Annotated in this window: 10 protein-coding genes and 3 pseudogenes; 5 read left to right on the forward strand and 8 right to left on the reverse strand. The window is 67.2% G+C overall.

Features of this window, described 5'->3' with window-relative positions; all coding sequences use genetic code 11:
• The first annotated feature begins 10 nt into the window (after positions 1-10).
• The gene (locus ACNFOC_RS17425; RefSeq protein ID WP_416960033.1) at positions 11-433 is read left to right on the forward strand and encodes a GlcG/HbpS family heme-binding protein; all 423 of its coding nucleotides are present in this window, start codon (positions 11-13) and stop codon (positions 431-433) included.
• 155 nt (positions 434-588) lie between these two features.
• On the opposite strand, the pseudogene ACNFOC_RS17430 reads toward ACNFOC_RS17425, so the two are convergent.
• Together ACNFOC_RS17430 and ACNFOC_RS17435 are read right to left on the reverse strand one after the other, a co-directional pair.
• Positions 589-744 (reverse strand): annotated as a pseudogene (locus tag ACNFOC_RS17430) (LysR substrate-binding domain-containing protein); the annotation flags it as partial.
• Between the two features lie 220 nt (positions 745-964).
• Positions 965-2041, reverse strand: coding sequence for a lipocalin-like domain-containing protein (locus tag ACNFOC_RS17435; protein ID WP_416960034.1), 1077 nt, complete (start codon positions 2039-2041; stop codon positions 965-967).
• Positions 2042-2395: 354 nt separating this feature from the next.
• Here ACNFOC_RS17435 and ACNFOC_RS17440 point away from each other — a divergent pair, with 354 nt between their 5' ends.
• Positions 2396-3052 (forward strand): TetR/AcrR family transcriptional regulator, encoded by a 657-nt coding sequence (locus tag ACNFOC_RS17440; protein ID WP_416960035.1) that lies wholly within the window; start codon positions 2396-2398, stop codon positions 3050-3052.
• A 249-nt stretch (positions 3053-3301) separates the two neighbouring features.
• On the opposite strand, the gene ACNFOC_RS17445 is transcribed toward ACNFOC_RS17440, so the two are convergent.
• Entirely contained in the window at positions 3302-3580 is a 279-nt protein-coding gene (locus tag ACNFOC_RS17445; RefSeq protein ID WP_416960036.1) for a hypothetical protein, read from the reverse strand.
• A 352-nt stretch (positions 3581-3932) separates the two neighbouring features.
• On the opposite strand from ACNFOC_RS17445, the pseudogene ACNFOC_RS17450 reads away from it, so the two are divergent.
• A pseudogene (locus ACNFOC_RS17450) lies at positions 3933-4382 on the forward strand (TniQ family protein); the annotation flags it as partial.
• Between the two features lie 295 nt (positions 4383-4677).
• Positions 4678-5409 (forward strand): DUF6221 family protein, encoded by a 732-nt coding sequence (locus ACNFOC_RS17455; protein WP_416960037.1) that lies wholly within the window; start codon positions 4678-4680, stop codon positions 5407-5409.
• 371 nt (positions 5410-5780) lie between these two features.
• Here the strand turns inward: ACNFOC_RS17455 and ACNFOC_RS17460 are convergent, their stop codons facing one another.
• From ACNFOC_RS17460 to ACNFOC_RS17480, 5 genes are all read right to left on the reverse strand, one after another.
• Positions 5781-6920, reverse strand: coding sequence for a TniQ family protein (locus ACNFOC_RS17460; protein WP_416960038.1), 1140 nt, complete (start codon positions 6918-6920; stop codon positions 5781-5783).
• Positions 6921-6974: 54 nt separating this feature from the next.
• Complete coding sequence (locus ACNFOC_RS17465) at positions 6975-8165, reverse strand: TniB family NTP-binding protein (RefSeq protein WP_416960039.1); 1191 nt, start codon at positions 8163-8165, stop codon at positions 6975-6977.
• Positions 8165-10243: a TnsB C-terminal domain-containing protein gene (locus ACNFOC_RS17470; protein ID WP_416960040.1), complete on the reverse strand. Its 2079-nt coding sequence runs from the start codon at positions 10241-10243 to the stop codon at positions 8165-8167. The genes ACNFOC_RS17465 and ACNFOC_RS17470 overlap by 1 nt, the downstream gene beginning before the upstream one ends.
• Before the next feature lie 67 nt (positions 10244-10310).
• Positions 10311-11087, reverse strand: coding sequence for a TnsA-like heteromeric transposase endonuclease subunit (locus ACNFOC_RS17475; protein WP_416960041.1), 777 nt, complete (start codon positions 11085-11087; stop codon positions 10311-10313).
• Positions 11068-12180, reverse strand: coding sequence for a TniQ family protein (locus tag ACNFOC_RS17480; RefSeq protein WP_416960042.1), 1113 nt, complete (start codon positions 12178-12180; stop codon positions 11068-11070). Before ACNFOC_RS17480 ends, ACNFOC_RS17475 begins: the two co-directional genes overlap by 20 nt.
• A gap of 813 nt (positions 12181-12993) precedes the next feature.
• Between ACNFOC_RS17480 and ACNFOC_RS17485 the strand changes: the two are divergent.
• Positions 12994-13275 (forward strand): annotated as a pseudogene (locus ACNFOC_RS17485) (hypothetical protein); the annotation flags it as partial.
• Positions 13276-13482: the final 207 nt, after the last annotated feature.

Consider the following 13482-nt stretch of genomic DNA (forward strand, 5'->3'; position numbering starts at 1 on the left):
GGAACCGCCCATGCGAGAGCCGCTCAGCTACGAGATCGCCCACGGCGCCGCACTCGCCGCTCTGGAGGCAGGCAGGGCCGAGGGGCACAACGTGTGCGCTGTCGTGGTCAACCGAAGCGGCGTCACCAAGATTCTGCTCAGTGACGACGGCGTCGGCCTGCTCGGTGTGGAGACCGCGCGACGCAAGGCATACACCTCGGCCGTGAGCGGTGTTCCGACCGCCAAGTTCGCGGCCTTCGCCGCGTCCCCGCAGATGCGGGTGGCGCCTCCCCACCTGGTCGATGCCAACCTTCTGCCGGTCGCCGGCGGCGTGCCGATCGTGACGGCCGACGGCGAGGTCATCGGCGCCATCGGGGTGGGCGGGGCGGACGACACCACGGACGACCGCATTGCGAACCAGGCTCGTGACTCCGTGGCGAAGATCGTCGCGTAGGCCCTGTTCCTGGTGAGCCAGGGGCAACCGGGGGGCGTCGCCGGAGTACAGAGGTCCCTGGTTCTCAGATCACCGCACGGATGATTCCCACGGTACGCGCCAGGAGCAGTGCGGTCGGCTCGGTGGGCGACGGCCGGCTCCACGTGTGCGTCGGCCCCTGCCGGGAGAAGGTAGGCGACGTCGTCGAGCGCCAACGCGGTCACAGGTTCGGGTACGACGGCGACGCCGAGCCCGCCGGCCATGAGCGTGACCAGCGTTGATGTCTCGCCGACCTCGTGGCGGATGCGCGGCTCGACGCCGACGTCGCGCAGGAGGAACGGGCTGCATCAGTCGCGTCCACACGGACCACGGCGTCTTCGACGTCGGCCCCGAGGGTGTACGGATCCGCGAGACGTACGGCGTCAGCGCCGGCGAACTCGCAGAGCGCCTCGGCATAACGCTGCCTTGGCGTTTTCCGCGTAGCCGGGTACCTGCCTATGGCCTCGGCGCCTCCCCTGTAAGGGCGGCGCCGAGGCCATCGACGAGTCGGCGCTACTTTCCGCTGGTGATTTCGACGTACGTGGTGCCGGTGACCGGGCGGTGGTCGTAGGTGCCGGCGACCTTGGCGCTGCCTTCATAGCCGGGGCCCGGGACCAGCAGTTCCTGGTCCTCGGCGTAGACCTCGACGTTCAGCTTGGCGTGCTCGCCGGGGATGGTGACCTTCCAACGCGTGGGGTAGCTCTTGCCGCTGGCCGGGCTGGTCCAGCGGGTGGACTCGTCGGGCGTGAGGGTCGCCTCGGTGAGGGTCTGGGTGCCGTCGGGCTTCAGGATGGTCGCGAAGTTGTTCTTCTTGCCGTCGTACTGCTGGTTCCAGACGCTGACCTTGTCGCCGTTGGACAGGTTGAGGTTCATCCAGGACCAGGAGGCGCGACCCGTGGTGAGATCCGGCAGAGGTCCCCACTGGCGGTCCAGCCAGGACTGCCCGCGGACCTTCTCGGCGCGGCCGTTGAGGGTCAGGGTCCCGGAGGTGTCCACCGTGGGCAGGGCGTACTCGTAGTTCGAGTACTTCGCGTCACCGAACATGGGGAAGTATCCCGTCCCCAGGTTGTAGAGAACGTTTCCGCGAGGGCGCAGCGTGACGTCGATGGTCCCCTCGGGGACCTTGGCGCGCAGCTTCATCTCCTTGGCGTCGCCGGTCCAGGTGACGTTGCCGGTGTGGATGTCCACCCCCTGCTTGTCGGACAGACCCGTTCCGAGGGGGAGGGGGGTCTCCGACTTCGTGTACCAGCCCGTCTCCTCGTTGATCACCGACACCTTCGAGATGGCGCTGCCCTGCGTGCCGAAGTTGGCGTTGAGGTAGTGGACCAGGAAGCCGTACCGGTGGCCCCCCGCGGTCACGTGCGCGGTCAGGTACCAGGACTGGTTGGGCTGGTCGGGGTCGTAGGTGAGGCCCGCAGCAGGATCGACGAGGGTCGGGATGCTGGTCTGGGACAGCCCCTTCTGGGCGGCGATGGGGTGCGCCGCGGTCGAGTCGGCGGTCGTCGCGGTGGCTGTCCCTCCCGCGGCGAGGGTGATCGAGGCGATGAGCGCGGAGGCGACAGTGGCCGCACCGACGGTGGTCTTACGCATGATGGCTCCTTGTGCCGTTCCCTGAACTGGCGCGATCCGTTGTGTACGAAACGGTTTCGTACTATCCGAGGTCGCGATGCCGGGTTGAGGGAAATCTGCGTGGTGGGCAAATGGATGCTCCGCCCGGCGGTGCGGGCGGCTTCGTGCGGGCCCTCCGTGAGTGACCCGGATTAAATCCAACACCTGTAGGATTACCTCTTGCTCGCTCCGTGTCAAGCGAGGTCCCGGCGGGAACCTCGGTGTCGGATCCGGGGAGGTTGCTGACCCATTGCCGGTGCTCAAGCGTGAAGATCGGGACGGCTACGCTGGTCTGACTGGCGGGCACGCGCCCGTACAGCCGACTGAGGAGGATGCTTGGGAGACCAGCCGAGTACCACCCGACGCCCGGGCCGTCCCAGGGCGGATTCCACCGGCGTGCCGGCCGAGCGGGACGTCCTGCTCCGGGGCCTGGAGGCGTTCGCGACGCTCGGATACGACCGGGCGTCGGCGCGGGAACTCGCCCGCCGTCTCGGGGTCGGCCCCACCTTCATCAACGACCGCTACGGCTCCAAGGCGGCCTACTGGCGAGCCGTGGTGGACGCCGCGCTCGGGGCTCAACTCGAGGGCATGGTGCCGTCCGTCCCCGGGAGTGACGACGAGGACGTGGTGCGGCAGTTCGTCATGGAGTTCTACCGCGTCAGCGTCGGCCGGCCGTACCTCGCCATGCTGATGGCGGACGAGTCCGCACAGGACACCGAGCGGCTGGACTACCTCTACCGGCGTTACATCGAGCCGACGCTCGCCCTCGTCGTGCCCAGCATCGAGAGGCTGATGGCCTCCGGTGGCATGGCGCGGGTCCCACTGGACGTTGTGGTCTTCGCCATCATCGCTCCCGTGTCAGGGCTGGTCCAGGAACCTCTCGCCCGGCGCCTGGGGCGCCCGGAACACATGCAGCAGGCGGACCGCCACGCCAGGGCGGAGGCCCTGGCCGGACTGGTGGTGGACGGCCTGCTGGCAGCAAGACGCCACTGACCCACTGGGCACGAGGTGGGGAACCGTGGGTGGGGCAATCGGTGAGCTGATCGCCCCGGCGCACCTTGTGCCGACGTCGTCGTCCGCCCTGGTCGGTCCGTTGTTCCCGCCGCGGACTGATGCGCGGGGCGGGTTCGCTCCTGTCAGCTCGGTGCTCCGCTCGAACGTCAGCCACGCGCGAGCCGCTCAGGACAAGGGGAAGTCGTGCGTCGGCAGGCCCGTGGCGCTCCGGGGCTACGACGCGCTGTTCTAATCGATATCCGTACGCAGTGCCTTGTCGGCACCCAAGGTGTCGAACTTCCGGACGTGATCGGGCAGCAGTCGACGAGGAGCAGAAACGTGCTGTTCGGAGCAGTCAGGGGATCCGGCTCCCACGTTGTCACCGATTCCTGCGGCCGCGGCCGCAGGGTCACCGAAGTCGCCGGACGGGACATCCGCCGGGCCTCGCAACGGACTGTTCGACGTCGCCCTCGGACCGAGCAGTGACATCGCCGTGCCCTTCGGCGTCATGATCTTCACTGCGTTCATGTCACGGGCCCCTTCGACGCGGGCTGGGCCCGCCCGTTCAACGAAGTCTGCTCCAAGCACACCACGACCTCGATCCAGGGCCCGAGTTTCTCGGCCTGGGTTAATGAATGGATCACGCTTGCGGATGGGTCCCGGTGGACATGGTGTGCGTGCGCCCGCGGCGGTGGGCGAAATCCACTGGTCTCCGATAGGGCATAGGCGTGACATAAGCGTCGTCGGGACTGTCCGGTCCGGACAGTCCCGCACGGGTCTGGCGATGATTGGCAGTGCCATGGGCGACTCGCCTCAAAGGGTTGGAGTCCCCGCTTTCCGGGAGTGTCTGTGCACCCTGGGGAAACGCGGAGAGGAGATCATGAACGTCCGAAGCCCCTTGCGCAGGCTTGCACTGGTGCCCGAGCCGTATTCCGGTGAGTCGCTGCTGAGCTGGGTGGACGCGCTCGCGCGACTCAACCAAGTTTCCCGACTCATGGCACTGCGGATGACGGGCATGGCCAATGGCTCTTCGGTGTCGGACGCTTTCGGCCACCACGTCAGCGACGCCGTCGTCCGATCCGTCTGGCTCACCACTGGGCTGACGGAGGAGCAGGTGCGGGGTATAACGCTTGCTCGCTATGCAGGAGGGGCCCTGGATCCGCTTCCACAACCTGACGCGGAAGGGCAGGACGCCCTGGCCGGCTGGAGATATTGGCAGCGGATGGTGTTGCGCCAGCGTTCCAACGCCTGTCCGGTATGTCTGAGGGAGAACGGCGCCCGATGGCTCCTGAAATGGCGGCTGGTTTGGTCCTTCGCATGCGTGGAGCATCGGCTTTACCTGATCTCGGAATGCCGGGGTTGTGACGCCGGACTTCATCCCCCGCGGCCTGGGACTCCGCAGTCCTGGATCTGTCCGGGACCCGCTCCGGGCTGGGGGCGCTCCAAGCCGAGTAGGCCTTGCGGCCGTGACATCCGCCGAATGCCTGCAAAGCCGGTCCATGACCTTCGGCTTCTCGACTGCCAGCAGCGGATCGACCGCCTTCTGGAGGGTTCGGAAGATCTGACGCAGGCACAGATTCACGAGCTTTTCGGAGCGTTGTACCGCTCGATGCAGGATGCGTGGGATGCGGAGCGGCCGGTGCGCCTTCCTCATACCGACAAGGTCGTTCACCAGGCGTGGGACAGTGACCACGCACCCGACGGCTTCCGCTGGCAGCCTCGGCCATTTGATCGTGGCCGCCGCCCTGAAAGTCGCAACCGAGGCCGGGCTCGGCTCGACGGACAGCGGGGCGGCAGAACAGGTGAAGGTCCGGCCGAACTGGGGCCCTCCCCAGCCAAGACTCCCGCTACGCCATGGCGAATTCCAACTGCCGGCGAACCGCTTCGGCGGATACTGCCACCACCCTGGCTGCGGGACCTGGGTTCCGGCGGGGCACGGCGCGACAGTGAACGACGCGTCCGACGGAGGCACGCACTGTCCACAGCACGCGGATCAGTTCACCGTCCGGGCACGTTCGCGGGAACGCTCCGGGCCGATCACGAGCACCGACCCACGACTACGATTCCTCGACGCCCGGCTCCGTGATGAGGAACAGCGCCTCCAAAAGGGAAACCACGAACTGCGAGTGCTGGGGATCGAATCCCAACGGCTGATCCTGGACGCCTGCGCGGACACCGATCCACGAACCATTGAGGGGAAGGCGCTGAGGTACGCCGTACGGTGCCTGCTGTTGCCCTACTCCGCCCACCCGGACTTTCGACCAGCGTGGCTGCCACGACAGGGTGAGAGCCCCGCGAACCCCATCGTGGAGTACACGGCCGGCAGGACGAGCGGAGACATGGTGGACCGTAGCTGACCAGGAGCGAGTCTGGCGGCTCGGTGTCGTCCCGATTCCCTTCGCCGGGGAGTCGTTCCTCAGCTGGGTCGATACGCTGGCGGCGACCTTGAGGCTGTCACGTGCGGCGACGGTGCAGGAGCTGAGGCTGCCGGGTTAGGCGACATTCAGGCGGTTGCAATTCATCTGGGCCCTGCTCGGCTGTTGGGGCGCAAAGGTCGTAACGAGCCGTATGGGGGCCAATGTGTGTGGGTTCCGGATGCCGGAGATCCCGGCAATCCCTTCAGAGGACGAGAAGGCTGTCCACGTCCAACGACGTGTCTCCGCACTCTCCGTCCTCGTATGCATCGCCGCCCACACCGCGCGTACGACCCGGATTGGACTTCAGCGAGTCACGGCCGTGGGGAGAAGACCTCGGCGACGGCAGGGGGCAGGGGGTTGTATCTGTCCGACGTGGCGTGATCGACGTGCGCGGGGCACAGAATCAACGGTCCGTCCTTCGCACGAGCTACGACGCCCTGTCCGGGCGGTACCCAGGCCAGGCAGGCGATGGCTCGGCACGTTCCGCCGAAGCGGTTGACCGGCGATACGCCGGTGGTCCGAGGGAAGCCGTCGGTCGACCACGAGGCCATGTCGATCTGAGCGCGGGCTGTTCGGGACGTACCGATGCCGCCCAGCGTGGCGATCTTGATGAGGGCTGCGGTGAGCAGAGGGTCGTCCAGATACGACAAGACGCCGCCGTGGCCGTGCCACCGCCGATGGAGCACGGCATCGGTGTCCGGTAGCGATGGGGCGAAGTCATAGCCGCCGCGGATGTCCTCCAGCGCCAGGTGCAGCGTGCGCAGGATGTCCATGCTGCCCGGACGGTGGGGATGGTCGATGAGATCGTCGAGGCGGCGCTGGCATTCGAGGAGGTGCGTGTCGGACAGCCGGGGAGGCCGCATGCGCCAGATGGAGTGCCGGCAGACGTATCCCGGACGCTTCCAGTCGGAGTGGCCGCACATCACAGGGCTTCCCGGACCAGGAAGCACCTGGTGCAGACCATTGCCGCAGCCGCGGCAGACGCTGAGCAGGAAAACGCGGTGGCGTACGCAAGCGAAAGACCAGATCAGACGCCAGCGCAGCAGCCAACGCCCACCGCTCTCCCGCAAACAGGGCGGGCACGCGCGCGAACTGACCGGCTGCGCGAGCTGTAGGCGGTGCAGCCACATGGCGATAGTCCGGCGGTGCGTGGAGGAAGGCGGCGGCGGCAGAACACCATCGGCGTAGTGCATGAGGGTTATCCGATGCAGCTGCTCGGCGGACAGACCGGTGGTGGCCTGCACACGGGCCATCACATCCGTGGGCAGATGGGCGACGAAGCGCAAGCTGGGGCGGTACGCGGAGCTGCCGGGACGGACGAAGGCCGCGAAACGCAGGGCTTGCAGACGGCTGATCCGGTTGAGCCCGGCGAGCGCGTCGACCCAGCTGAGCAGGGACTCACCGGGGTACGGGTCCGGCACCAGCGCGAGGCGACGCAACGACGTGGGCACACGCAGAGCATGCCAGTGCCCTGTATCAGGTGCACGTCAGGTGCTGACGGCTCCTCAGGCACTTCCGTCTGCTGCGGCCGGCTTCTTGTTCGGTTTGTTCCTGTTCTTCGCTGACGGGCGTGACTGCAGTTCGACGACCTTGGCGTAGGCGCGTTCGTGGGTGTACGACAGGGTGATGGAGTCCATGATCTCGCGCGTGACGGCCTCGGTTCCCTGCTTGACGGCGCGCACGGCACTGCGGCGGAGGAGGGTGTGGAGACCGGCGATGCTGCCGTTGGTGCGATCGTGGAGATAGCGCCAGTGGCGACGGGTCAGGCTGTTCTTTTCGTGTAGGTACAAGCACAGCGCGTTCTCCAGGGAGTTGACGACGCCGACCCATTGCAGGATTTCCGTTTCGGTGTCCAGAGCGAAGGGCGCGAGTTCCTGGCGGCTGAACCGGCCGGCTGTCTGGGTCCTGGGACCGCTGCGCGGCGGAGACTTGATGCGGGAGTTCCGCTTGACGGGTCCGGTAGGCCCTCCCTCGCTGAGTAGAGGGCTGTCCTCCAGGTCGACGCCGGTGCCGATGATCGTGCAGGGGGCGTGGTTGGCGAGGAACTTGATGTGGTCATTGGAGGCCCGCCCTTCCTTGTGGGCGCAGTCCAGGAAATGCAGGTCGTCGAAGATGAGCAGCTGCGTACCGCACGCCGTGAGCGCGGTCAGGACACGATCATCGATGGCGTCCTTGGTGCCGCTGGTCGAGACGCTCAGGTAGCGGGCGATCGCGAGGGAGATCTGCTTGGGGGTGACCTGGTCCGTGAGGGAGATGTAGACGACGGGGACGTAGATCCCCAGCCGCCCTGGGGCAAACCGTTCGGGGAAGTCCCTGCGAAGACCCTGTTCGAACTTCCGGCCGATCATCTTGACCAGAGTGGACTTGCCGACCGTGGGCGGACCGTCGATGAACAGTCCGGGCCGGGCGCCGGGCGGAGCCTCCTCGTTGGCATCGAGCAGTTCCATGATCTCCGATTCGAAGTGTTGAACGGCAGGAGTCCAAGCCAGGACCAACGCGCTGTGATACCGGTTGCGACTGCGGTTGAGACGACGCCGTCGAGGATCCTCTTTGTCCATCGCCAGGTAGGTGTCGTACGGGGGGAGGTGGGGGCGGGACGGTGGCTCGTAGAACATGTAGTCGAACCACTCCTCATTGGTGCGCGGTTCGGCCAGGCCCGGGTGCAGGCTTTTGGACTCCTCCGGTCGCGGGGCCATCACGGTGTGTCGTCCTTCCCCGGACGGCCGCCCCACACTTCGTACGACGGCAGGGCGTCGAAGTCGATCGTGACCTCTTCCTCGTCGTCTGCGGGCAGTGGCGGCACGGCCCTCAGATGGGAATCCTTGACCGGGGCGTCGGCGGCGGAATCGACCAGCTCAGTGCGAGCTTTGTCTCGCGCCGCCGCCCTGGCTCGCTGGGCGTCACGGGCCCGGGCCCGGCGGGAGCGTGCGGTGGACGCCTCGGCGGCGTCCGTGCGGTTCTGCAGGTCCAACAACGCGTCCATTACGGCCTCCTGGTCCTGTGGGGCGCGGCCTCGTTCACGTAGTTCCTGCTTGACCTGGCGCAGAGTGATGTCCGTGAACGGCTCGAGCCCGGTCAACGCGTGTGTCCAGCGCAGCGTGTGCCAGATTCCGGTGTAGGGGTCATGGAGGTAGACCTGTGTCATGTCTCGTGGGTCATAGCGGACAGGCCAGGCGCCCATGGTGTGCGCGTAGGGGGACTTGGATTCGTTGTAGGTGCCCGTGATGGGCGCGCTGTAGTGGAGGTAGTCCTTCTGGATGCGGCGGTCGTGAATGCCGCACCAGTGGATCGGCAGCAGCTCCAGGAACAGATTGGGATCGCGCGGGGCGGCGATGAAGCCGCAGCGGTGCACCGCCAGTCGGTAGGCGTCGTTCGGCGACAGAGTGATCTCCGGGAACCCTGGCAGCACCAGCCCTGTGTGCCGGCGGCGTTGGTAGACGGAGACGACGTACTCCGCGAAGAACTCCTCCAGTTCCTCGATCGTCCACCGGGCGGTCGCGTCGACATCCCGGCCGCGGTGCACCACGTGGTTGCCCTTGTAACCGGCGATGTGTTCGGAGAACTGGCTTCTGATCGTCTTGAAAGCGGCCTCGACCTGCGGCTTGTCGGTGGGCCGGTACTTACGGGTGTCCTGGATGGTGATCCCGTAGCGGCGGCACACGTTTTTCACCGCCTGCGAGGCGAACGCCTTGCCGTGGTCGATCACGATCCTCTCGGGGAACACCACCGGGCGGGCCGCGGCGGCCGCGAACCGCTCGTCCAGCGTGAGCTTCGGCTCGCACGGCAGGCGCAGCATGCGGTGTCGCAGCCCGTCCGGCCATCCGGGCCGCATCGGTTCCGGCATCATCGCGTCCGCGATCACCAGTCCCGCATCCACGCCCTTCGTTCCCTTGGGCACCAGACGCCATCCCAGCAAGCTGCGGGTGCACACGTCGATCGCGATGGTCAGATCCACCGAAAAGACGACGTCTTCGACCGGGTCATAGGCACGTACGTCCAGCCAGCTGGTGTCGATCATCATCAGTTCACCGGGACGGCCGGCGGTGATCGGCCGGTAATGGCCGCCCGGCCGGTTCTCCACAGACTGCCGTGTCGTGGCCTGCCCCGTGGTGTAGCGGCCGGGCAGGAGAGCGGCGACGTACCGGTTGAACGTCTTGGGCACCGGCATCTTCACCGTGCCAGGCCCGTGGGCGTCAGCCAGGCGGTGCTCCACTCGGCGGCGCAGCCGGTTCAGACTGCCGGTCGAGTCGACCGCCTCGGTCACGTGGTATTGGGCGACGATCGCGTCGATCAACCGTGGATCCGCTCCAGCCAGGGGATCCGACGGCCGATGACTGCGCCGGTCCACGAGGCCCCACGGGCCTTCGTCCCGCCATTTCCGCAGACGCCGCCAAATCTGCTGTTCGCTGTAGCCCAGTTCCCGTGCCTTGCTCTGCACCCGCTGAGCCAGCGACACGTCAGGGGCATACTCCGGCCTGGGTTCTCCGGGCGCGGCGTCTTCAGGAACTCCACTGCGAAAACCGGTCGTCATTTCCAGAAGGTGCTCCTGGGCGCGCTGCAGTTCCTTCAGTTGCTTGTCACTCAGCTTGTCGAACAGGGCGGCGGCGTCCAGCCACAGTTTCCTTTCCGAGGAGTCGTGCTCGGCTGCGGTCTCGCCTTCCGGGTTCGAGTCGCCTTCGTAGGGACGGAAGGTCGGGTCTGCGAGAAGGTGTCCCACGCCGATCACGGTCCACGAACCGCTCTCCGAACGAAGTCGCACACCGTCGTCGGTCACCCCGGTCACCGTGTACAACTCATCGTCCAGCCACACCCTGGATCCACGCTGCAGTCGCACCGCTCCGTCAAACGTCATGCTGAGCCTCCGCTGCGGTCTTCACCAGCGTCGTGTCCCGCAACGGGCGATCCAGATCGGTGACGATCCGCTGATGCCACATCAGGTGATACAGCACCCCGCGTGCCAGATCCGGGTATTCCATGAACCGAATGAGCTCCCCGATCTCCACTGCTTCACGGGCCAGTTCCAGCAGGCGCGGCACCAGATCCGCACCCAGATGCAGCGGGCGCCGGGCACTGGACAGCAGATCGACGTTCACCCAGCGCTGCCCACTCGGCTCCGAAACCATCGCGTAGTCCCAGCCCAGCCGACCGCAAGTACGTCGGGTGCGCTCCTCTTGCAGCAGCACGTCCGGATCGTCACGCAGCTCGGGGTTCTTCACGTCCAGCAGCAGCACGCTGCCGTCACGGTGGCGCACGAAGACGTCCGGTGTGTGCTGCCAAGCCCCGCGGGCGTCGATTGCGTCGAACTCCAAGGGCTGCGTGGCGAATGCGGTCACTTGCGGGTCGAAGTCCAGCAACGTCAGCCACCTCGACTCCAGCACGCTTTCGTAGTCGGCGAAGTCACCCCATTTCGCCACCCAGTACTGGCCCGGCATGTGTCCTTGGTCCCGGTGACTGGGGATGGCCCGCGCCATCCTGCCGTCCTCGAACGGCACGTCGGCAGCCTCCTCCAGCCGCACCAGATGCTGGAGCCCTTCGGAATCGACGTACCGCACCCGCACCATGTCGATGTCCCGACCGGATGGCTCCGGTGCTTTCGCATCACCGCTCACCGCGAGCACCTCCTCCTCGCGGACTCCTGGCCGAACGTCCCACCGGCACCTGCGCCGCCACTGCCTCCGCGAAGACCTCCGGCACCGGGAGCCGCGCCAGCGGCCGGGCGGTCAAGCAGCCTTCTTCAACCGCCGTTCGCACCAACGGTGCCAACCGCCGGGTTAGCTTCCGCCTGTCGGCCGCGGCCAGAAGAGGGGTAACCACCGTGAGAAACGCTGCTGCGGCTCCGGCCGAAGCGGGACCCCAGCCAAACTGGTTCCGGTGCACATCGCGCTCGATGCGTTCATCCAGGAGGGCGCGACCGCACCAGTCAGGCACGTTCGGTAGACCCTTCAGGACCTGGGGCAGTCCGAGCCGCAACAAGATCACACACGCGCGGAACGCCGCGAACCACTCTCCTGCCGACACGTTCACGCCTCCCAGCGCGGGGCAGGACCGGCTGTACGCGTTGTCCAGCCATCGCCGCTGCGCGGCAACCGTCCGCTTGTCTGCCTGGCTCGCGCGAACCGAAGGCAGCCACTGCGAGCACGGTTTCCCGCGAACGGAATTCGCACAGCACGTCGGAGGCCTTACCCACCGGGCTGGCATGACCCGGGGCCGGTCCCCACCCCATCGCAGTACCCAACCGCACGCCGGACACCGATCCAGCAGCGTCACCTGATGCTTGGGGCACACCGCCGCACACGACAGCTTCCACCACAGCTGCCACACTCCACCCGACGCATGCAGACACTGCGGACAGGCGCGGCTGCCGTACATCTCCGCCCACTCCCGTGCCGCCGACGGCCAGTGCGCCTTTCCCGCCGAGAGCACCGCAGCTACGCTCAGCGGCCCACCCTCGAAAACCGAGAGGTGCATCCTGTCCACTGTGCAGCCAGGAACACCCGTCGCCGCGTACACGGCCTGCCGGACCGCCTCATCACATTGGACTCCGAACACAGGGGGCCGGGCATTCGCATACACCCCCCGAAGACTCAGCCCCATCAGGTCGGCGACCTCAGCCGACGGACATCTGTTCACGCGAGCCATCCGATCCACCCACGACGCGAACGCCTCATCCGTCCGCGGAGCTGTGACCAGCGCTAATCGCCGTGGCGGCATGCGCCCACCTCCTGAGAGTGACCTGCGTCACTAACATTTTGACGTATTCACTCTCATTTGCACTCTCGTGTTGAGGTATTCACTCTCATTTTGAAGCGCCGCGCTCAGAGGCCGGAGAGCCCGGCTCGATAGGACCAAAGTACATCTTGGAATATGGATACGCAACACGCAGGAGGTGGCCATCTCCCGGGCGGTGGCGGACGAGGCTGCCTGGCGTGTGTATGGCACCGGGCTGACGCACCCGCAGGTGACAATGGGGGCGGTCTCGACGGCGTCCGGTTACTGGGGGAGTGCTCTTTGTCCATCGACCGCCTGCAGCCCATCAGCCCCGCAGCGCTGACCGCCCGTACGTCCGGACCCGGCATCCCCGCCTCACGCACATCCCCCCGCGCCGACGGCACCTCCTCGATGAGTACTGACGCCTTCCGCGCAGCGCTGAAGCGCGGCATTGCGCGCGATGCCGCGCCGAGCGTTGCTGCGGCGGCGGCCGCCGAAGCGGCGCGCCGGCTCGCTCAGGGCCGCCTGGAGGTATCCGACCTGCGGGTGCTGCTCCTGGAGACCCCCGGCTCGGAGGTCTGGACGGCGGTTCGCCGTGCAGCGCTCACCACGGTCACCGCCAGCCCGGAACTGGCGCCGAGCATCATCTCCATGCACGCCCAGCTGCTCCGGCTGCCGGCGGCGACCGTCCGCGAGGGCCAGGAAGCCGGGAGCGAGGACGGCTTTCACGCGCAGGCCACGCTCACGGTCGACGACCAGCAGGTCAGCGGCAGCATCCAGCGCTCCCGCACCCGCAAGGGCGCCAGGCAGCAGGCCATGACCACGCTCATCGCGGCGATCGCCGGCCTTCCCGACCCGCTCGCCGACCGTGCCGTAGAGGGATGGGACGCATCCGTCGGCCCCGCCGTCCCGCCGTCGGCCCCGACGCCTCGCACCGGCTCGACATCCGCTGCCGGGCGCAGCCCCATCTCGGTCCTTCACGAGTTCGCCCAGGCCGGGCACACCACGACACCGGACTTCCGGGTCACGGGAGCCGCTTCCGCCTTCACTGCCACGGTCACCGCCGTCCACCGCGGGCAAAAGCTCGCCGCGACAGGTGAGGGAACGAGCAAACAGAGCGCCCGCGCGGCCGCGGCCAACAGCCTCCTGGAAATGCTCCAGCAAGCACTGGCCGCCGAGGTCGCTGCACTCGACGACCGTCGGGCGGACGAAGTAGCCGACCGAGTCGTCGTACGAACCGCCCGCGACGATCGTGCAGTTGGGGTCCGCCTTCGCGCGGTCGATCGCCGCCTTGTTCTTGGCGAA

Origin of the sequence: Streptomyces colwelliae, from assembly GCF_048158785.1 — a bacterium.
Classification (GTDB): Bacteria; Actinomycetota; Actinomycetes; order Streptomycetales; family Streptomycetaceae; genus Streptomyces.

Bases quoted from the DNA above. Each gene is read 5' to 3' on its own strand.
- ACNFOC_RS17435 (WP_416960034.1), bottom strand. From the start codon at position 2,041: ATGCGTAAGACCACCGTCGGTGCGGCCACTGTCGCCTCCGCGCTCATC.
- ACNFOC_RS17445 (WP_416960036.1), bottom strand. From the start codon at position 3,580: ATGAACGCAGTGAAGATCATGACGCCGAAGGGCACGGCGATGTCACTG.
- ACNFOC_RS17480 (WP_416960042.1), bottom strand. From the start codon at position 12,180: ATGCCGCCACGGCGATTAGCGCTGGTCACAGCTCCGCGGACGGATGAG.
- ACNFOC_RS17425 (WP_416960033.1), top strand. From the start codon at position 11: ATGCGAGAGCCGCTCAGCTACGAGATCGCCCACGGCGCCGCACTCGCC.
- ACNFOC_RS17465 (WP_416960039.1), bottom strand. From the start codon at position 8,165: ATGGCCCCGCGACCGGAGGAGTCCAAAAGCCTGCACCCGGGCCTGGCC.
- ACNFOC_RS17455 (WP_416960037.1), top strand. From the start codon at position 4,678: ATGCGGAGCGGCCGGTGCGCCTTCCTCATACCGACAAGGTCGTTCACC.